The following is an 18,510-nucleotide window of genomic DNA, read 5'->3' on the forward strand; positions in this document are numbered from 1 at the left end:
ACAGCCACCCATGCGGGGTGGCCTTTGACGGCGCGTTCAAGCGGCCTTCACCAGTGGTGGGCGACACCACTGGTGGGCACCCTGGGTGCATTGCTGGCGAGCGCTGCACATTGGCCGCTGCCCTGGATCATCGGCTCGTTGCTAGCGGTTACCGTGGTGCGCTGCATCGGCTGGCGGGTGCAGGAAGTACCTCATGGTCGGATGTCAGGCCAGCTCATCATCGCCACGGCCATCGGCCTGCACTTCACCCAGACAATATTCGCCGAGGTCAGCGCCCACTTTGTCCTGATCGTGAGCGCCGCTGTTCTCACCTTCCTGCTGGCAGTTGCCGGCATCGCCCTGATCCGCCGGCTGGGCATGGATCTGGGCACCGCCTATTTCGCGTTCATGCCGGCGAATTTCGCCGAGATGGTGCGCCTGGCCGAAGACAATGGCGCCGATGTCAGCCGGGTCGCGGCTGCGCATAGCGTCCGTTTGACTGTCATCGTGCTCTGTGTGCCGGCGCTCGCCTTCTGGCTCGGTGGTGTGGAGCCGATGACCAACCATGTCCGGCCGGATATAGACTGGCGCTGGCTGACGCCGATGCTGGCCGGCGGTGTGCTGGTGGCCTGGCTGGGTAAGCGAATCGGCCTGCCGAATCCGTGGATGTTCGGGCCGATCGGCCTGTGCGCCGCGCTGACCGCAAGCTTCGACCTGCAACTCGCCTTGCCGGAGGCGCTCAGCCACTACGGCCAGTTGATGATTGGCTGCGCACTGGGCGTGCATTTCGACCGGAATTTCTTTCACAGCGCGCCGGCCTTCCTGCTGCGTGCGCTGCTGTTCACCCTCGCAATGATCGGCAGCACCGCCGCCCTCGCCTGGGTCGTGGCGCGGCTCGTCACGTTGCCGGCGCCGACACTGTCGCTAGGGATGATGCCGGGCAGCAGCACCGAGATGTACTTGACTGCCGAAGCCCTGCATCTCGGCGTTGGCCTGGTCACGGCGATGCAGATCACTCGCCTGGTGGTGGTCATGCTCGCGGCAGAGCCACTGTACAGACGCTGGTCCGGCCGACGTGAACGGCAGGAAGCGAAATAGCCGCTACACCGCCTCGCTCAGCGTCCTCACAGCGCCCGATGCGCTACTAGAGGCGCGCAATCTAAGGATTGGCGACTTTCTGGCGAAAGCGCCGGAGAGATGCTTCTTCATCAGGTGTGCGGCTTCGAGGTTGTTGCCAGCTTCAACCAGCTCGATCATCTGAAGGTGCTCGGTACACTGCTGCACCAGGCGCTTGCGGTCGATCATCGAGCGGTACTCGAGCAGCCGGCGCATATTGTTCATCTGCACCAGCATCATGTGAAAGACAGCATTGCCGGATAGCTTGATCAGCTCTTCATGCAAACGAATGCCCGCACGTAGCAGTACGTCGGCCGGCATGGTATCGATGCCGCCGGCGAGGATTTCCTGTTGCTCTTTCCTCAGCCTGCGCAGAACGCCAAGGTCACAGGTAAAGCCCGGCTCCAGCAGGCCCGCCGGCTCGATGAGTGCACGGACTTTGTAAATCTGCTCAAGGGTTTCGGGCGTCTTAGCGACATCGAGGAAGCGCCAGCCGTAGCCTGGCTTAGGCTCGGCCCAGCCAACCTTGGCCGCTCGATTTAGGATGTCCACCACCTGGAATTTGGTCAGGCCGTAGCGGTCGCGTAGGAACTTTTCGGTGACTTCCGCCGGGATCTCATCATTGAGCCAGTCCTCGGAAAGCCTGTAGTACTCGGACGGCTCCTCCAGCGGGATGACCTCGTCCGGGTTCTCGGCCGAGTCCTGAGGCAGCGCGATAACAAAGAAGCCGCGGTTGGGAAACTGCTCCAGGCAGCCCATATCGGCCAGCTCCATCAGCGCCTCACGCGCAGGCGATCGTGAGACGTGGAATTCGTCCGCGACCTTCTGCGCGCTCAGGTGCGCACCGATCTTTAATTCGCCGACTTGGATCTTACGTTTAATATCGAAAACGATCCGTTGCACTAACGGGCTTGCAGGCATATTGCGTTCACTTCACAGGGAAAATCGGGGCTATTTAGATGTTTTTCGCCGCTCGGGCAACTATAGTCAAAATCGTTTTTTTGAACATCGAAAATCTCAACCCGACTGGTTCGGAACTATAAGCCGCACCAATAAAAAGGCCACCCAAACGGGTGGCAGAGGAGCTAAACGAACCGGGGCAATGAGCCGCCCCGGTGAGCATTAGGCGATGTTCTCGGCGGCCTTCTTCATCCGCTTGCGCAGGAAGGGACCAATTAGCACGGGCGTCAACAACCCGATGATCGCGAAGGCCCAGATCGAGATGGCAATCGGGCTCGCCCAGAGGATCGAGGTATCTCCGGCCGACAGGTTCATTGCGTTACGCAGGTTGACCTCCATGGTCGGTCCCAACAACGTTCCCAGCACGATAGGCACAAGCGGTATCTCGACTTTGCGGAAGATGTAACCGAGTACACCAAAGCCAATCATCATGTAGAGATCAAGCGTCGAGTTTGTGATTGAGTAGATACCAACCACAGCGATCAACGTGACAATGGGCATCAAGTACTTCGGTGGTATCGAGAGGATCTTCACGAATACGCCGATGAGCGGGATGTTCATGAACAACAGCATCACGTTGCCAACGAACAGCGCCGCGATGACGCCCCACACCACATCGGCATGCTGCTGGAACATCAGCGGGCCTGGCGTGATATTGAGCGTAATCAGCATCGCCAGCAGTACCGCGGTGGTGCCGCTGCCAGGCACGCCCAGGGTCAGCATGGGTACAAGCGCACCACTGGAGGCTGCGTTGTTGCCCGATTCCGGCGCCGCGACGCCGCGGATGTCGCCTTCCCCGAAGGTGCCCTTGCTGCCGATCACCTTTTTTTCCAGCGTATAGCTGATGAAGCTGCCCAACGAGGCGCCCGCCCCCGGCAATACACCAGCGATGAAGCCAAGAACGCTGCCACGCACGGTGGTTGGCAGAATCCGGACGATGTCCATCGCGCGCAGGGTGATCTTCTCGACCTTGATCATCGGCCGCCCTTCGCCGGCATGCGACTCGAGGAAGATGAACATCTCGGACACTGCGAACAGGCCGACAATGATCACGATAAAATCGATGCCCTCATAAAGGTGCATGTTGGAGAAAGTGAAGCGCTCAATACCGGTAGTCATATCGATCCCGATGGTCGAAAACATAAGACCGATACAGGTGGCGAACACAGTTTTCATCGGGTTTTTGCCGGTGATGCCGCCCAGTGTCGCGAACGCCAGGATGAACAGAGCGAAATATTCGGCCGGGCCAAAGCGCAGTGCGAACTTGGCCAGCAGTGGCGCCAGCAGCACCAATCCGATCACGGCTAAGAAGCTGCCAACGAAGGAAGCGACAGCGGAGATTGCCAAGGCATCGGCGGCCCGGCCTTTCTTGGCCATCGGGTAGCCATCAAGGCAGGTCATCATTGCCGGCTCATCACCCGGAATATTGAGCAGGATCGAGGATATCCGGCCGCCGTACATACAGCCCGCATAGACGGAGGTGAGCAGGATCAGCGCCGCATCCGCACCAAGGTTGAGGCTGAACGCAAGCGGGATGAGAATGGCTATGCCATTTGCCGGCCCTAAGCCAGGTAGCGAGCCAATCAGAGTACCGAGAAAAGCTCCGATAAGCGCGAACATAAGGTTTTCCGGCTGCAGCGCGACGCTAAATCCCAGCATGAGGTGGTCAAACAGTTCCATCAGTTCATCCCCCAGAAGGCGCCAGCGGGCAAGGACAGTTCAAGTCCGTAATTAAAGAGCGCGAACATGCCGATCGAAGCACAACTACCAACCAGTGCGGCCGGTTTGAGCGACGCACCCATGCGCCAGGCGAGAAAGGCGATCGCCGCTCCTGCTGCGATGATGAAGCCGACGCTTTCCAGGGTCAGCACGAAGACGACAAGCGCGCCGAACACCGCCAGAATCTCAATGAATACCTTGAGCGATGGCCAGGGTTGGTCCGCATCTGGCCTGACCATGAAGTAGATGCTTGAAATTGCGAGGCCTATCGCCAGCAGCGTCGGGAATGCACCGGGGCCGATGGCCCCAGCACCCGCCGACGCAACCTGGAGTTGCTGAGCCTGCCACCCGTAGGCGATGGCCAGAATCAAGCCCGCCAGGCCGAGTCCGCGATCGTTTTTCATTATTTGATAATCCCCAGTTCTTTCGACAGAGCGTTCACTTCAGCGATCTGCTCGGTTACGTACTGCTTGAACTCGTCACCTGTCTTGTGGAACGGCATCAGCCCGTTCTGCTTCATGACTTGCTTCCATTCGGGCGTCTCGTACAGCTTGTGCAGCGAGTCCACCCACCAGTCGTACTGCTCGTCGGTGATGCCCGGGGCAACGTACACACCGCGGAAGTTCAGCCAAGTCACGTCAACGCCCTGCTCTTTAGCCGTGGGCACATCGGCTACTTTACCTTCCACGCGTTCATCGGCGAGTACCGCCAGGATGCGCAGGTCACCGGACTCGAAGAAGCCCAGCGATTCGGAAAGGTCGCCGGTAAACACATCGACATGCCCGCCGACGACCTGAACTAGGGCGTCACCGCCGTTATTAAAGGAGAGATAGCGCAGATCCTTGAGACCGGACACGCCCGCACGCTTGGCTGTCAGCAGAACCCGCAGATTGTCGTCACCACCTTGGGGACTCGCGCCAGCAAAGGTCACACTGCCAGGCGCCTTTTTCATGGCATCCACGAGATCGGTGAGCGACTGATAGGGGGAATCCTTGCGCACCGCGATTACGCCCGGCTCAGCCCCCATCGAGGCAGCCCAATTGACCATGGTCGAATCGAGGTTTGGATAACCGTTCTGTGCCAGGCGCGTCACGGTGCCGGTGCTGGTCGCGACGAAGACGCCGAAGTCACCCTGACGCTTGGACACGACATGGGCGAAACCAACCCCATGACCACCGCCTGGCATGTTGGTCACGGCAATGTTGCCGGGAATGATGTCCTGCTGGTTAAGGGCCTTGCTGATGCTACGGCAGATGAAATCGAGTCCGCCGCCTGGGCCGGCGGGTGCGATGCATGCGGGCCGCTTGGGTGGCTCAATTGCCATTGCCAACGTGGACGTGAGGAGAAAGCTGGCCGCAAGCAGCTGGGTTGCCATTCGTTTCATGCTTATTGTCCTTATTTTCGTTGTATCGCTTTTGCTCTCAAGCGAGCAATCGGTACCGCCCAACCTACATGCATATTGGCTGGTTAAAATGCAATCTAGCCCTTTTCAATCGAACCGTCAAACACTCCTTTGATGTAAAAATCAAAGCGGCAAATGCTGCCGATAAATGATTCTTTTCAAAGACTTAGCGTTTATTTTCCAATCTAGAACAAGGCCTAAGTGGCGCTATTTTTTGCGAACGGAAACATGACGCAACAGGGCTGAAATCGCTTTTTGGTGCAGCGTGACCCGTCAGTCGAGCGATATTGGCGGCGACCGATCGACGCTGCGCTGGTTAGCCAGCACCTGCCGACCACCAGCGGTGCGTAGAGTCAGATCAGGTCCAGCGGATACTCGACAATGAAACGCACTTCGTCGACGTCACCTTCGGCTTGGTCATCGTTGGCGCGGTGGGTGGCTTGGCGCAGGCGCAGGCTTAGGTCTTTCGCCGGACCGGATTGCACGGTGTAACGCACATCGAAGCCACGCTCCCAATGCTTGCCGGCGGCGCCCTGAAGGCCGGCATAGGCACCGCTGGCATCCGCGTCGGTGCCGTCGATGTTGTCGCCGCGAATGTAGCGCGCCGACATTTTCAGGCCGGGTACGCCATAGGCGGCGAAATTGATGTCGTAGCGCAGCTGGTACGAGGTCTCGTTGGCGCCGACAAAATCAGAGATAGATGCTGCGTTAGCCAGAAAGATCGAATCACCGCCGACGTAGTCAAAAGGCGTGTCACCATTCGCTTTCTGGTAGGCGAAGGTGAACGAGTGGGCACCCAAGCTATACTCCGTGGCCAGGCTATAGGTGCGGTTGTCGACCTCGCCAAAGTGGGCGTCGCCCGCGTCTCGGGTGCGGTAGAAGTTGGCGTCCAGGTTCAGCGCCTGATCTTCGCCGAGTACAAGGGTGTAGTTCAGGTTTGCATAGTACTGCCGCCAAGTGTCCTCGAAACTAGATGCGTAGAGGCTCCCGGTCAGGCTGTCGGTAAAATCGTATCGCCCGCCAACGAAACTGATGCTGTCGCCTAGTTGATCAGCCTCACCGGTCTCCACGAGCAGGTCGCCGTCGCTGTTGGTCGAGTTCCGGTAGTTATAAGCCGTGAAATGGCCTGCCTCGATCACTGCCCCCGGAATGTCACCGGACGTGAGCAATACGCCGGTTGCGGTTTCCGGAAGCAGCCGAGAATCGGCTGTAGCAAAAACCGGAGCAGTAGTCTGCATCTCACCGTACTTAAGCACTGTCGAGGCAATCCGCAGCTTGAGTGATCCGCCGACATGGCCATAGTCATCGCGTGCGCGATCATCCTCGTCGATAGGCAGCAGACCAGTGCCGGAGCGCCCCCGCCCACTGTCCAGTTTTAAACCAAGAAGGCCGTAGGCGTCGAGCCCAAAGCCTACCGGCCCCTGGGTGAAGCCCGATTCGTAGAACGCCATGATGCCGTGCGCCCACTCCTCTCGGTAACTTTGGTCATCCGGGTCAGCATCGCGGAAATCACGGTTGAAATAGAAGTTGCGGTTGAGCAGCGACAGCTTCGAATCTTCGATGAAACCCTTCGATTCTTTCTGCGTTTCGCTGTACGCGGTACCGGCGGATATCAACGCGACGGTCGTGGCGATGCCAGTAGCCACCTTGAGCATGATCTTCATATCGCTTCCTTATTCTTAGACTTATCTGGGCTTTGCCGGGCTTCAGGCGCGATACCGGGCGACAGCTAGCGATTGCATGAACACAGCACGGCAACCGACGATCTCGCCCTGGCGCTATAGAAATACAGCCAGGCCGAGCCACCATATCATTGCTTTTTAATGTGTCAATGTGCTGATAGAGCAATCATTTAATGAGCCTCCCCGACGCACATCATCGGGAGGGCTGCATAGCTCTCCCCTTCAGCAGCGGAACGCGCCAACCGCGCTCTTGAGCCGCCCAGACAAATCCGCCAGGGATTCGCTCGCTTGGGTCAACTGCAACGCGCTGTCGGACGTGCGGGTGGAGAGCGTTTGAATAGTGGTTAGATTGCGGTCGACTTCTCTCGCAACCTGCGCTTGCTCCTCCGAGGCGCTGGCGATCACCAGGTTGCGCTCGTTGATCTGGCTGACCCCCTCAACGATCCGCTCCAGCGCTTGACCTGCATCGAGCGCCTGAGCCTGTGAGCTTCCCGCAAGCGCCTGGGTCTTACTCATGGCTGCCACCGCCTCACCGGCGCGGCCGCGGACCGCGGCGATCAACTTTTCAATCTCACCAGTCGAATTTTGCGTACGGTGCGCAAGCGCCCTCACCTCGTCAGCGACCACGGCGAAGCCGCGACCCTGCTCACCAGCGCGCGCTGCTTCGATGGCCGCGTTCAGTGCCAGCAAGTTGGTCTGCTCCGCAATACCGCGGATCACTTCGAGCACATCGCCGACATTGCTGATCTCGCCCGCCAAAACGCTGACCTTGTCTGTCGAGCCGGTGATCTCGCTGACCATCGCAGTAATGCCGGCAATGGCCTGACATACCTGCTCTCGGCCACGTTCCGCGTCAGCGCTGGTCTGGTTCGACGCTTCAGAAGTGCTTACAGCGTTGCGCGCCACCTCATCTACTGCCGCGCTCATCTCTGTCACAGCCGTCGCAGCTTGCTGGATTTCGCCGTTTTGCGTCTGAAGATCCTCCGAACTCTGTAGCGCCACCGCATGCAACTGTGTAGCGGCGGAGGCCAATAGCCCCGACGCATCGGTGATCTCGCCGACCGTTTGCCTCAGGCTCGCCTGCATTGCCGCCAGGCTGCGCAGCAGCTGGGCCGACTCATCATGGCCACGCGCGACAAGCTGCTGTGTGAGATCGCCCTTGGCTATGCGTTCCGCTGCAGCCATTGCATCGCGTATTGGCCGGGTAACCAGGCGTGTGATCCAGACGCCCAACAACACTGATACCAGAAAGGCTGCGGCGATACCCGTACCCAAAATCCAGCTCGAGCGAACGCTTGCTGCAGCGGCGGCCTCGGTCGCGACGCGGCTGCGTTCTTTATTTTCGTTGATGATCGCCTTCATTGCATTGGTCGCGCCCCGGTATGACGGGAAGGCATCACGATCCAGCACCAGCTTGGCCGCCGCCGCATCGCCCATGTCCAGCTCAGCGGTTGCACGGGCAATGGCAGCGGTATAGCCCTTCCATGCCGCCTCGAAAGCCGCGACCTGTTCGCGCTCGTCGAATGATTGCGGCGTCGCTTGATACTCGACAAATAGAGCTTCTACCTGTCCCTGGTTCTCCAGCATCGAGGCCCGCGCATCATTCCGCTCTTCAACACTCGCCTGCATCGCGACCAGCCCAATCAAACGGTAGGCATCACGAATATGCGCAATGACGTTGCTGCGCACATCATTTGCCTTAGTGATCGATTGAAGATCGTCAATCAGTACTTGCTCCAGCGCCTTGTGTGTGCCGGCTACTTCAAGCTTGCCCAACCCGCCGACCGCCAACGTCACACATGCACACATGCACACAAACCGAATGCAGCAATCAGCTTCGCGGCGATTGTTTTTCTCTGCAGCAACATATTGCTTCCTCCCAGATACCACGCGAGGCGCCCACATGGCACCTAATCGGTTCTCACGGAGTATCGGCAAGAGGGAAAGAAACTTTTGCTTTTTAGGACGCATATAGACGATGTAACGCTGGCGCCCTGCCCGACTGTTCGCAATGATGGCGATTCCCTGATTATCAGTCGCCTTAAGCGCGCGTCCCGGCCCGACCCTAGAGCGCCAGCTAACTAGTTTTAATGATCAGTTATCCACCAGCGGACAAGCGCTTGGTTTATCGCCTCCTTGCATCGCGTCGTTTGAGAGCTGGGCGACAGGTCAAACATGTGCGTCACGTTTGGGTAGACGTGCAGTTCGATTGCAACGCCAGAACCTGACAAGCGCCGTGCGTAGTCGAGGTTCTCTTCGAAAAACAAATCCAGGGCGCCAACGGCTATGAAAGTGGGAGGCAGTCCCGCCAGATTTGTCGCCAGGGCCGGTGATAGATAACCGAGCGTGTATTCGTCGAGCGCCTGCTGGCCTTGCAGGCAACGCCAGCAAAAGCGATTGGCCTCAGCCGTCCAGGCGAATCCGCCGGTTGTCGGGTTATCACGGGGAGCTGCTGGCGTCCCTGTGCGACAGTCGAGCATGGGGTAGACCAATAGCTGGCCGGCCAGGGCCGGCAAGCCGCTGTCCCGGGCGAGCAGCGCCAGCGCCGCCGCGAGACCGCCGCCGGCACTATGGCCCATCAGCGTGACTCGCTGCGGATCGATACCGAGCGACTCAGCCTGTTCGATCAGCCATTCAAGCCCTGCGAAGCAATCCTCCAGCGGTGCCGGAAATGGATGCTCCGGAGCCAATCGGTAATCGACCGCAACGACCCAGGCCCCCAGAACCTGGGCCAGATCTGCCAATTGGTCATCGGCCATTTCCGGCTTGCCGAGTACGAAGCCGCCGCCATGGATGTAATAGATAGAAGGCCTGGCCAAGCCAGGCTCCAAGCCAGGCGGTGCATAGACACACAGCCGCAGGGGCGCGTCATTTTCAGCGCGGTCAATACAATATTCCCTGAAACGCAAAGGCCTGACCGGTTCAAAGCCCGCATGTACCCGTTCGCGGATGACCGGAAGCGTTTCGAGGCTCCACACCTGTGGCGCCTCGTCGAGCAACGCGTGGTAGGCCGGGTCGAGCAAGTGCTTGCCATGGCTGGCACGGTTTGATGAGGACATCGAAGGCTCCTGTGAACGAAACATCAGGACGGTCAGGCCAACCGCAAGGCCAAAGCCAGCGAGATGGAAAATAGCGCGACCAGGTTGCCGAGGATAACGATCGAGGCCACCTTTTCCGGCTCCTGTCGGTAGAGTTCGGCAAACATGAAATTGAGCACGGCGGGGGGCAGCGCACCGAACACGAGCAGGATGTCCGTCTCGTGTGCAGACAAATCCAAAGCCAGGCAGAACAGGTAGGCGATCAGCATTCCGGTGAGCGGTGTCGCCACCGCGCCGACCACGCCGATGCGCCATTGCGCGAACGGCGCGGTGTTCAGCCGCACGCCAAGCGAGAACAGCATCAGGCCCGTGGACACGTCCGCGATGAGTTTGATTGCCGAGAGGAACGGCGGCCACAGCGTGACGCCCGACAGGCTCACCGTCACCCCGGCAATACCGGCGATTATCACCGGCTCACGCAGCAAGCGCCACAGCTTCGCGTTGTGCCCCAGCCACCAGGTGACGACAGCGAAGTGCAGAATGTTCTCGACCAGAAAGAGCACCACCGCGGCCGGCAGCGCCTGCTCGCCAAAGGCGAACAAGAGCAATGGCAGACCCATGTTGCCGGCGTTCTTGAACATCATCGGCGGCAGCAGCGTTTTGGGGTCGTAGCCCAGCCGTCGCGCGATCGGCCAGCCGAGCAGACCCGAGCCGAGCACGACGACTAGACCGCCAAGCGCAATCGCCTGCACATGGGCAAGATCCACCGACTTGCCCGCCAGCGCGGAAAAGACCAGTGCGGGCACGAAAATGCTCATGTTGAGCTGATTAGTGGCGAACATATCCGGACGATGCTTGCGGCCGTACAGGTAGCCGATCGCGATCACCGTGAACACAGGGAAAACGATGCTCACGATCTGGACGAGCATGGGGGTTCCTTTTTTGGTGGTTGCCTGGCGTCAGCCGTTCGCTGGCGGGCCGTTCAAGGCGTGGTAGCTGCGGATGACCTGACTGTCATCGGCGCGCCCATCGCCGCGTCCCGAAGTGGCGAGGAACAGCTGGTGCGCGACCGCCGCGATGGGCAGCGCCGCCTTGGCGTCGCGCCCGGCTTCGAGCACGATGCCCAGATCCTTGACGAAGATGTCTACTGCGCTGCTGACTTCCGGCTCGGCCTCGAGCATGCGCGGGCCGCGATCCTTGAGCATCCAGCTCGAGGCCGCCGAGCCGCCCATGATCTCCAACAGCACCTCAAGATCGACACCGACCTTGGCGGCGAGCGCGAAGGCTTCGGCGACCACCGCAATATGCACGCCGCACAGCAACTGGTTGACCGCTTTGACGGTCGCCCCCTGACCAGCACGCTCGCCAACATGGAAAATGCGCTGGCCAAGGCCCTCGAACACTGGCTTCACCGCCTCGAAGGTGGCACGCTCGCATGCCGCCATGATGGTCAGCGAACCGGCCTGAGCCCCAGCGGTTCCGCCTGACACCGGCGCATCGACGAAACGTCGGCCCGTTGCGCCCACCCGCTCAGCGATGCGTTCGACCGCAGCCGGCGGGCAGGTCGCCATCAGGCAGACGATGCCGCCCTCGTCCATCGCCTGCACAGCGCCTTCGTCGAACAACACCTGCTCGGCCTGAGCAGCATTGACCACCATCAGGATCAGTATCTGCGCGCCCCGGGCAGCATCAGCTGCGCTTACTGCGGATTCGCCGCCGGCTGCTTCGAGCGAGGTCAGCGCGGTTGGGTTGAGGTCGATACCACGCACATGGTGGCCGGCGGCCAGAAGGTTTTTCGCCATTGGCAGGCCCATCGAGCCAAGCCCGGCGAATGCAATGATGCTCATGAGCAGTTCCTCTGGCGACAACCCCGCATGGGCGGGGCTGTCGCCCATCAATAGAACGTGAAGGCAGGTACGAAGGAGACCAGGCCCAGCACCGTGATCGCCACCAGGTAGAAAGGCCACAGCTCACGCACCACCGCGCCGACCTTCTCGCGTGAGATGGCCGAGGCGATGAACAGCGTGGTGCCTACCGGTGGAGTGAACAGGCCGATGCTGAGGTTCACCACCATCATGATGCCGAGCTGAGTGAGGTCGAGACCGATGGCGTTGCCGATGGCGACAAAGGTCGGCCCCAGGAGCAGGATTGCGGCAGGCAGGTCAAGGAACATGCCCACTGTCACCATAATCAGGTTCAACATCAGGATGACCATCCACGGCGACTGCAGGGTTTGCGCCGTCCACTCCGCGACTGCCGTCGGCACGGACTCTACCGTCAGAACGTAGCCCACCAGGTTCGAGGCTGCGATCACTAGCATCACCACGCCAGTCGTGATGGCTGTGTGCACCAGCGCATCGTACAGCCGGCGCAAGGTCAGGTCGCGATAGATCAGCATGCTCACCATCAGGCCATAGAACACCGCCAGCACACTGACTTCGGTTGGCGTGGCGATTCCGGCGCGCAGCAGCACGACGATGAACGCCGGCATCGCCAATGCGGGCGCCGCAGCAAGGCTCACGCGCAGCACACCCTTGAGCGTGACCTCGCTGGCCAGGCGATTGAAACCACGCAGGCGGCCCGACAGGTAGCAGGTCAGCATGAATCCGGCACACAGCAACAAGCCCGGCAGCAATCCGGCGAGAAACAGCGCGGCGATCGATTGGTTGGATACGGCGGCATAGAGGATCAGCGGGATCGAAGGTGGAATCAGCCCCGCGATGGTGGCCGACGAAGCCGTGGCCGCAGCGGCGAATGCGCCGGGGTAGCCCTCTCGCTTTTGCCACGGGATCAGCATCGAGCCGAGCGCCGAAGCCTCTGCAACCGCCGAGCCGGACACGCCGCCGAACACGGTCGAGCCGACCACCGTAACCTGGCCCAGGCCGCCATGAAAACGGCCAACGAGCATGGTGGCGAAGGCAATCAGACGCTTGCCTAGCGTGCCGCCCATCATCAGGCTGCCCGAGAGCATGAAGAACGGAATCGCCAGCAACGGGAAGCTCTGCGTAGGTTGGAAGATCTTCACGATCGCCGCCACGCTGGGCATGCCGCCAACCGTGATAGCCGCCAGCCCTGAGCTGATCAGCAGCGCGTAGCCGACCGGCAATGCCAGTATCAGCAGGACGGCGAAGACCGCCAGCATCATGAGGGTCATAGGTCGTCCTCGATGTCGTGAGCGCGAACGGCGAGTGGGTCGCCGGCGTGCAGTAGGTAGACAAGTGTCGTCAGCGCGGTGAGGCCGAGGCCGACGAAGCCGACAATCATGGACATGTAGGCCCATTTCGCCGAGATGCCGGTGACGGGATAGACCTCGCTACCGGTAATCTCGATGACGCCGAGGCCCACCCAGGCGAGGTAGAAGAAGGTAGCGGTAATCAGAACCTGGTGAAGGATCAGCAGCACCCTGTTCCCGCCGTGGCCGATCCACCCTTGAATAGCGGTGACCGCGATGTGCTGGCCTCGTTGAGCGGCTAATACGATGCCGCCCATGACCAGCCAGGGAAACAGGATGTTGGGCATCTCGCTCGGCCAGCCCATGCCCTGGTTGGTGAGGTAGCGCACCACCACTTCGGCCATCAGCGAGCCGAACATGACGACCAGCGCCGCGATTGCCGCTACCACGCTGAGGGCTACGATCGCGCTGTCCAGCCACTTCGCCAACCGCGTCAGGCCACCCGGCCGGGCCGTCTCCTTGGTTGAGAGTTGGGCGGCCATCATTGCTTGCCCGCCTCCGAGACGATCAGCTCGACCAGCTCGGGATATTGCTTGGACCACTTGTCATAGACCGGCTTAGTCTTGGCTGCGAAAGCCACCTGATCGATCTCGTTAATCTGCACGCCGGCCTCGGCGAGCTTGGTACGAAGCTCGGTATCAGCCGCGAGCGACAGCTCTCGGTTGAGCTTGCCGGCTTCGATGGCGGCTTCTTTGACGGCTTGTTGGTCCGCCTTGGAGAGGCCCGCCCACACCATCTTGCTGGCGAGCAGCGGCGTCGTCTCGTACTTGTGCCCGGTAAGGGAGATGTACTTCTGCACCTCATGGAGCTTGGAGGAATAGATGTTCATCAGCGGATTCTCCTGACCGTCGAACACGCCCTGTTGCAGCGCGATATACAGTTCGGAGAAGGCCAAGGGAGCCGGATTGGCGCCAAGCGCCTTGAAGATGTCCAGCGTCATGGTGTCCGGCGGGGTGCGCACCTTGATGCCCTGCAGGTCTTCAGGCTTGGTGATTGGGCGCTTGTTGTTGCTCGTGTGGCGGATGCCGTTGTCCCACAGGGCCAGCAGCACGAGGCCCTTGGCATTGGCCGCCTCGTCGAGCTTGGCACCGACCGGGCCGTCGACCACCTGGTAGGCGTGTTCGAGGTCGCGAAACAGGAACGGCAGGCCGATCACGTTGAACTCAGGCACCACGCCCGCGGTGCTGCCCTGGGAGTTGGTGCTGAAGGCCAGCGTGCCCAGGCGCATGTTGGTCAGCGACTCGACGTCATCGCCGAACTGGGCACTGCCACCCACGTCGACCTTGACCCGGCCGTTGGTCTTCGCTTCGACCAGCTCGGCGAATTTTTCCGACGCCACCGCCTTCGGATTGCCCGGCGCGGCGTTATGGGAAAGGCGCAATACCTGTTGAGCCCAACCAGTGGAAGCAGTAGCCAGTGCGAAGGTCGCAGCGACCGCGATCAGTGTCTTTTTCATGAGCTTCACCTTGCGTTCTTATTGATATTGTTTGCAGTTCTTTTGGTACTTCTACGTGCCGCGCATCAAGGGGGCGAGCGCTCTCCACGCGCCCGCACCGTTTTTCATCAACCGTGGATGAGCATGCCTCCATTCACGTCGATGACCGCACCGGTGATGTAGGCCGAGAGGTCGGACGCCAGGAACAGATAGGTACCCGCCACTTCCTCCGCCTTGCCCAGACGATTGAGCGGAATGCCGGCGGCGATGTCGGCCTTCTGCTGGTCGGTTAGTTTGCCGGAGCTGATGTCAGTCTGGATAAGGCCCGGGGTCACGCAGTTGACGCGGATGTTGTCAGGGCCGAATTCACGCGCCATGGCCTTTGCCAGCCCCAGCACTCCGGCCTTGGCGGCCGAATAGTGCGGGCCACCGAGGATGCCGCCGCCGCGCTGGGCCGAGACCGAGGACATGCAGGCGATCGAGCCGCCGCCCTGCGCTTTCATGTGCGGAATGACCGCCTGCGACAGGTAGAGCACGCCGCGCAGGTTGACGTCGAGGATGCGATCCCAGCTGGCCGGATCGATCTCCAACGTCTTCACCGGCTGGGTGATGCCGGCGTTGTTGATCAAGATGTCGATGCGGCCGAAATCTGCGATCGCACGTTCGGCCGCCTTCAGGCAGGCGTCCTTGTCCGCCACGTTGCAGGCATAACCGCGATGCTCGGGGCCGATGGATGCAGCCGCCTCGACGGCCGCCGCCTCGTCGAGGTCGAGAATCGCCACCTTGGCGCCGTGGCTGGCGAATAGGCGGGCCGTGGCGAGGCCGATGCCGCGTGCCGAGGCTGCACCAGAAACCATGGCGACCTTGCCGGCAAGAAGAAGCGCGTTGCTCATAACGGTAATTCCTTCATAGGGCGCCCCAGCGGGCGCGTCTGAATGCAGTGTTCTGAGAGTGAGCGCAGTGCGCTTAGCTGAGCCAACCCTTGATGGTGGCGGACATCGCCTCGGTAGAAATCCCGTAGCGGTCGTGCAGGGTTGGCAGCGCGCCGGCATCGAGGAACGCATCGGGCAGCGCGATCTGGCGGAATTGCGGAGTGACGCCGGCGGTCAGCAGTGCGGTCGCCACGGCTTCGCCGAGCCCGCCAACCGTGGTGTGGTTCTCCGCCACAACCACCAGGCGGCCGCCGCGGCCCGCTTCGCGCAAAATAGTCGCGACGTCGAGCGGTTTGATGGTCGGCACGTGCAAGACGCCCACGTCGATCTTGTCCGACCCCAACGCCTTGGCCACTTCGAGTGCGCGCATGGTCAGGATTCCGGACGAGATCACCAGCACGTCGCGACCATCACGCAGTAGCTTGGCTTTACCCAGTTCGAAGCTGTAGTCGTACTCGTCCAGCACCAGCGGCACGTTGCCGCGCAGCAGGCGCATGTACACCGGGCCGTTGTGGGCGGCGATCTGCGGTACGGCCTGCTCGGTGTCGAGCGCGTCGCAGGGGTCGACAATGGTCATGCCGGGGATGCCACGCATCAGCGCGATGTCCTCGGTGGCCTGGTGGCTAGGGCCGTAGCCAGTCGTGAGGCCGGGCAACGCGCAGCACATCTTGACGTTGAGGTTTTCCTCGGCGATCACCTGATGCACGAAGTCAAAGGCGCGACGGGTGCCGAACACCGCGTAGGTAGTGGCGAACGGTACGAAACCTTCTTTCGCCATACCGCCGGCCGAGGCCATCAGCAACTGCTCAGCCATGCCCATCTGGAAAAACCGCTCCGGGTAAGCCTGACCGAAGAGGTGCAAATCGGTGTACTTGGCGAGATCCGCGGTGAGGCCGACGATCTCGGGACGATTAGCAGCCAGCTCGACCAGCGCCTTGCCGAAGGGCGCAGCCGTTACGCGCTGCCCCTCGGAGGCAATTGACGCGATCATCGCCGAAGTGGTCAGGCGTGGCTTCTTGACGGTGGTATTCATTTGGCGGCTCCCTGGGCTTGATCGAGGATGTCGAGGGCTTGCTGCCACTCGGTCGGATCGACGCGAATGAAGTGGTTCTTCTCGCGCTGCTCAAGGAACGGCACGCCCTTGCCCATCAGGGTGTCGCAGAGGATTACGCGCGGTTTGGCCTCGGTGAGGTTGCGCGCGGTGTCGAAGGCGGCGATGACAGCGGCGAGGTCGTTGCCATCGACACGCTGCACATGCCAGCCGAAGGCAGCCCACTTGTCGGCAAGTGGCTCGAAGGCCATCACCTTGCTCGACGGGCCGTCGGCCTGCTGGTTGTTGATGTCCACCAGGCAGATTAGGTTACCCAGCCCGTGGTGGGCCGCGCTCATTGCCGCTTCCCAGGTCGAGCCTTCATCGAGCTCGCCGTCGGACATGGAGTTGTAGACGAACGCCGGGTTGCCCTTCAGACGCAGGCCCAGCGCCATCCCTACTGCAATCGGCAAGCCTTGACCGAGCGATCCGCCGGACATTTCCATGCCTGGCGTATAGGTCGCCATGCCGGACATGGGCAGGCGGCTGTCATCGCTGCCGTAGGTGTCGAGTTCGTCCTCGGGGATGATCTTCGCCTCGATCAGCGCGGCGTAGAAGGCGATGGCGTAATGCCCGTGAGACAGGAGGAAGCGGTCGCGACCTTCCCAGCTTGGGTCTTCGGGACGCAGGTTCATGGCATGGCAGTAGGCGGTTGCCAGTACCTCGGCGTAGCCCAGTGCCTGGCCCACATACCCCTGGCCTTGCACTTCGCCCATTTGGAGGGCGAAGCGGCGAATACGGTAGGCGCTTACGGCGACCCTCGCGAGGGCCGGTGACGTATCGTTTTGCACGGATATCTCCTTGTTATTGGTCCGGCTTAGCGGCTTGCTGGCTGCGCATCGGTCATGTTGGCGAAGGCGTTTGTAGCCTTCTGAACGACGCGTCCGGCGGGTAGGAAAAAGCCTATGCCCTTGATTTCCTCTTCTCAAACGAATAGTTATGCCCAATAGATGAACTGAGCTAATGTGAAATCACCATGCAAACCCGCGTTTCTCTGAAGTCAGTACAGGCATTCGAAGCCGCTGCTCGGCTGTCTTCGTTCGCCCTGGCGGCGGAAGAACTTTTCGTCACGCCTTCGGCCGTGAGCCACCAGATCAAACTGCTGGAAGAACAATTCGGGGTGCGCCTGTTTCACCGGGTACACCGTGCGGTGGTGCTGACCGACGCCGGCCGCCTCTATGCGGAGGAGGTCTCCGCAGCGTTCGCGAAGATCGAGATGGCGACGCGCGAGTTGGGGCGCACGGCCAAGAGCGACATCCTCACCGTGCATTCGACGCCGAGCTTCGCTACCCAATGGCTGATGCCGCGTCTGGCCCGCTTCAGCGCCCTGGAACCGGATATCGACGTGCGGCTCAACGCGTCCTACCCGGCGCCGGCCGACCTGCTGACTCAAGGGGTGGACATCGACATCCGCTACGGCATGAAACGACTGCAACCGGCCGGGACCATGGTGCTCCCCTTCCCGCCCGAAACCATCGTGCCGCTCTGTGCACCCTCGCTGACCACCGGCGAGCATCCGATTCGCGTGCCGGAGGATTTGCACCACCACACCCTGATCCACAGCGAGGTATGCCTCGTCAGTTGGCGCGACTGGATGCGACAGCACCGCAAGGTGCCGCTCGATATCTCCCGCGGGCCGCGCTTCGATCGCTCCTTCATGGCGATCAGCGCCGCGGTGGATGGCCTCGGTGTCTGCCTGGAAAGCCTGCTACTAGCCCAGCGCGAACTCGATACCGGGCGCCTGGTCGCCCCGCTGGGACTCAAAGGGCCGAAGATCCAGGGTTACACCTTCAACATGCTGAAATCGCGCGCGGAGCTGCCGAAGATTCGCAGCTTCCAGAACTGGCTGTTCGGCGAGCTTGAGGGCCGCTAGCCAGCACGCCGGAGCGTGCGCCCGCCAAGGACGGACCAAGGCCCCCCTTGGC

At 61.1% G+C, this 18,510-nt stretch carries 16 protein-coding genes and 2 pseudogenes; 2 read left to right on the forward strand and 16 right to left on the reverse strand.

What is annotated here, in order from left to right:
• Positions 1 to 24: 24 nt before the first annotated feature.
• Complete coding sequence (locus M1D78_RS10785) at positions 25 to 1,077, forward strand: AbrB family transcriptional regulator (RefSeq protein ID WP_437419266.1); 1,053 nt, start codon at positions 25 to 27, stop codon at positions 1,075 to 1,077.
• Positions 1,078 to 1,080: 3 nt separating this feature from the next.
• Here the strand turns inward: M1D78_RS10785 and M1D78_RS10790 are convergent, their stop codons facing one another.
• The 16 genes and pseudogenes from M1D78_RS10790 to M1D78_RS10865 all read right to left on the reverse strand — a co-directional run bounded on the left by M1D78_RS10790 (position 1,081) and on the right by M1D78_RS10865 (position 17,376).
• On the reverse strand, positions 1,081 to 1,998 hold the full coding sequence (locus M1D78_RS10790; protein WP_437419265.1) for a GntR family transcriptional regulator: 918 nt from the start codon (positions 1,996 to 1,998) through the stop codon (positions 1,081 to 1,083).
• Positions 1,999 to 2,217: 219 nt separating this feature from the next.
• Positions 2,218 to 3,735, reverse strand: a complete 1,518-nt coding sequence (locus M1D78_RS10795) for a tripartite tricarboxylate transporter permease (protein ID WP_437419264.1) — start codon at positions 3,733 to 3,735, stop codon at positions 2,218 to 2,220.
• Positions 3,735 to 4,178: a tripartite tricarboxylate transporter TctB family protein gene (locus M1D78_RS10800; RefSeq protein WP_437419263.1), complete on the reverse strand. Its 444-nt coding sequence runs from the start codon at positions 4,176 to 4,178 to the stop codon at positions 3,735 to 3,737. The genes M1D78_RS10795 and M1D78_RS10800 overlap by 1 nt, the downstream gene beginning before the upstream one ends.
• Complete coding sequence (locus M1D78_RS10805) at positions 4,178 to 5,158, reverse strand: Bug family tripartite tricarboxylate transporter substrate binding protein (protein WP_437419262.1); 981 nt, start codon at positions 5,156 to 5,158, stop codon at positions 4,178 to 4,180. The genes M1D78_RS10800 and M1D78_RS10805 overlap by 1 nt, the downstream gene beginning before the upstream one ends.
• A 371-nt stretch (positions 5,159 to 5,529) precedes the next feature.
• Positions 5,530 to 6,840 (reverse strand): OprD family porin, encoded by a 1,311-nt coding sequence (locus M1D78_RS10810; protein ID WP_437419261.1) that lies wholly within the window; start codon positions 6,838 to 6,840, stop codon positions 5,530 to 5,532.
• Positions 6,841 to 7,169: 329 nt separating this feature from the next.
• Positions 7,170 to 7,944 (reverse strand): annotated as a pseudogene (locus M1D78_RS10815) (methyl-accepting chemotaxis protein); the annotation flags it as partial.
• 39 nt (positions 7,945 to 7,983) lie between these two features.
• A pseudogene (locus M1D78_RS10820) lies at positions 7,984 to 8,829 on the reverse strand (MCP four helix bundle domain-containing protein); the annotation flags it as partial.
• Positions 8,830 to 8,945: 116 nt separating this feature from the next.
• On the reverse strand, positions 8,946 to 9,881 hold the full coding sequence (locus tag M1D78_RS10825) for an alpha/beta hydrolase (protein ID WP_437419260.1): 936 nt from the start codon (positions 9,879 to 9,881) through the stop codon (positions 8,946 to 8,948).
• Between the two features lie 68 nt (positions 9,882 to 9,949).
• Positions 9,950 to 10,825: an AEC family transporter gene (locus tag M1D78_RS10830; RefSeq protein WP_437419259.1), complete on the reverse strand. Its 876-nt coding sequence runs from the start codon at positions 10,823 to 10,825 to the stop codon at positions 9,950 to 9,952.
• Positions 10,826 to 10,855: 30 nt separating this feature from the next.
• A complete protein-coding gene (locus M1D78_RS10835) occupies positions 10,856 to 11,743 on the reverse strand; it encodes an NAD(P)-dependent oxidoreductase (RefSeq protein ID WP_437419258.1) in 888 nt (295 codons plus the stop codon).
• A gap of 47 nt (positions 11,744 to 11,790) precedes the next feature.
• Complete coding sequence (locus M1D78_RS10840) at positions 11,791 to 13,050, reverse strand: TRAP transporter large permease (RefSeq protein ID WP_437419257.1); 1,260 nt, start codon at positions 13,048 to 13,050, stop codon at positions 11,791 to 11,793.
• The gene (locus M1D78_RS10845; RefSeq protein WP_437419256.1) at positions 13,047 to 13,613 is read right to left on the reverse strand and encodes a TRAP transporter small permease; all 567 of its coding nucleotides are present in this window, start codon (positions 13,611 to 13,613) and stop codon (positions 13,047 to 13,049) included. Before M1D78_RS10845 ends, M1D78_RS10840 begins: the two co-directional genes overlap by 4 nt.
• Complete coding sequence (locus M1D78_RS10850) at positions 13,610 to 14,584, reverse strand: TRAP transporter substrate-binding protein (protein ID WP_437419255.1); 975 nt, start codon at positions 14,582 to 14,584, stop codon at positions 13,610 to 13,612. The genes M1D78_RS10845 and M1D78_RS10850 overlap by 4 nt, the downstream gene beginning before the upstream one ends.
• A gap of 107 nt (positions 14,585 to 14,691) precedes the next feature.
• Positions 14,692 to 15,456: an SDR family NAD(P)-dependent oxidoreductase gene (locus tag M1D78_RS10855; RefSeq protein ID WP_437419254.1), complete on the reverse strand. Its 765-nt coding sequence runs from the start codon at positions 15,454 to 15,456 to the stop codon at positions 14,692 to 14,694.
• 73 nt (positions 15,457 to 15,529) lie between these two features.
• The gene (locus M1D78_RS10860) at positions 15,530 to 16,528 is read right to left on the reverse strand and encodes a transketolase family protein (protein ID WP_437419253.1); all 999 of its coding nucleotides are present in this window, start codon (positions 16,526 to 16,528) and stop codon (positions 15,530 to 15,532) included.
• Entirely contained in the window at positions 16,525 to 17,376 is an 852-nt protein-coding gene (locus M1D78_RS10865; protein ID WP_437419252.1) for a transketolase, read from the reverse strand. Before M1D78_RS10865 ends, M1D78_RS10860 begins: the two co-directional genes overlap by 4 nt.
• 185 nt (positions 17,377 to 17,561) lie before the next feature.
• On the opposite strand from M1D78_RS10865, the gene gcvA reads away from it, so the two are divergent.
• A complete protein-coding gene (gene gcvA, locus M1D78_RS10870) occupies positions 17,562 to 18,458 on the forward strand; it encodes a transcriptional regulator GcvA (protein ID WP_437419251.1) in 897 nt (298 codons plus the stop codon).
• Positions 18,459 to 18,510 lie beyond the last annotated feature (52 nt).

The sequence above is a fragment of the Pseudomonas sp. SA195 genome (genome assembly GCF_054131565.1).

What these genes read in the sequence shown, in the direction of transcription:
- M1D78_RS10855 (WP_437419254.1), bottom strand. Translation starts at nt 15,456, where the DNA reads ATGAGCAACGCGCTTCTTCTTGCCGGCAAGGTCGCCATGGTTTCTGGT.
- M1D78_RS10800 (WP_437419263.1), bottom strand. Translation starts at nt 4,178, where the DNA reads ATGAAAAACGATCGCGGACTCGGCCTGGCGGGCTTGATTCTGGCCATC.
- M1D78_RS10805 (WP_437419262.1), bottom strand. Translation starts at nt 5,158, where the DNA reads ATGAAACGAATGGCAACCCAGCTGCTTGCGGCCAGCTTTCTCCTCACG.
- M1D78_RS10845 (WP_437419256.1), bottom strand. Translation starts at nt 13,613, where the DNA reads ATGATGGCCGCCCAACTCTCAACCAAGGAGACGGCCCGGCCGGGTGGC.
- M1D78_RS10810 (WP_437419261.1), bottom strand. Translation starts at nt 6,840, where the DNA reads ATGAAGATCATGCTCAAGGTGGCTACTGGCATCGCCACGACCGTCGCG.
- M1D78_RS10850 (WP_437419255.1), bottom strand. Translation starts at nt 14,584, where the DNA reads ATGAAAAAGACACTGATCGCGGTCGCTGCGACCTTCGCACTGGCTACT.
- M1D78_RS10795 (WP_437419264.1), bottom strand. Translation starts at nt 3,735, where the DNA reads ATGGAACTGTTTGACCACCTCATGCTGGGATTTAGCGTCGCGCTGCAG.
- M1D78_RS10830 (WP_437419259.1), bottom strand. Translation starts at nt 10,825, where the DNA reads ATGCTCGTCCAGATCGTGAGCATCGTTTTCCCTGTGTTCACGGTGATC.
- M1D78_RS10840 (WP_437419257.1), bottom strand. Translation starts at nt 13,050, where the DNA reads ATGACCCTCATGATGCTGGCGGTCTTCGCCGTCCTGCTGATACTGGCA.
- gcvA (WP_437419251.1), top strand. Translation starts at nt 17,562, where the DNA reads ATGCAAACCCGCGTTTCTCTGAAGTCAGTACAGGCATTCGAAGCCGCT.
- M1D78_RS10860 (WP_437419253.1), bottom strand. Translation starts at nt 16,528, where the DNA reads ATGAATACCACCGTCAAGAAGCCACGCCTGACCACTTCGGCGATGATC.
- M1D78_RS10835 (WP_437419258.1), bottom strand. Translation starts at nt 11,743, where the DNA reads ATGAGCATCATTGCATTCGCCGGGCTTGGCTCGATGGGCCTGCCAATG.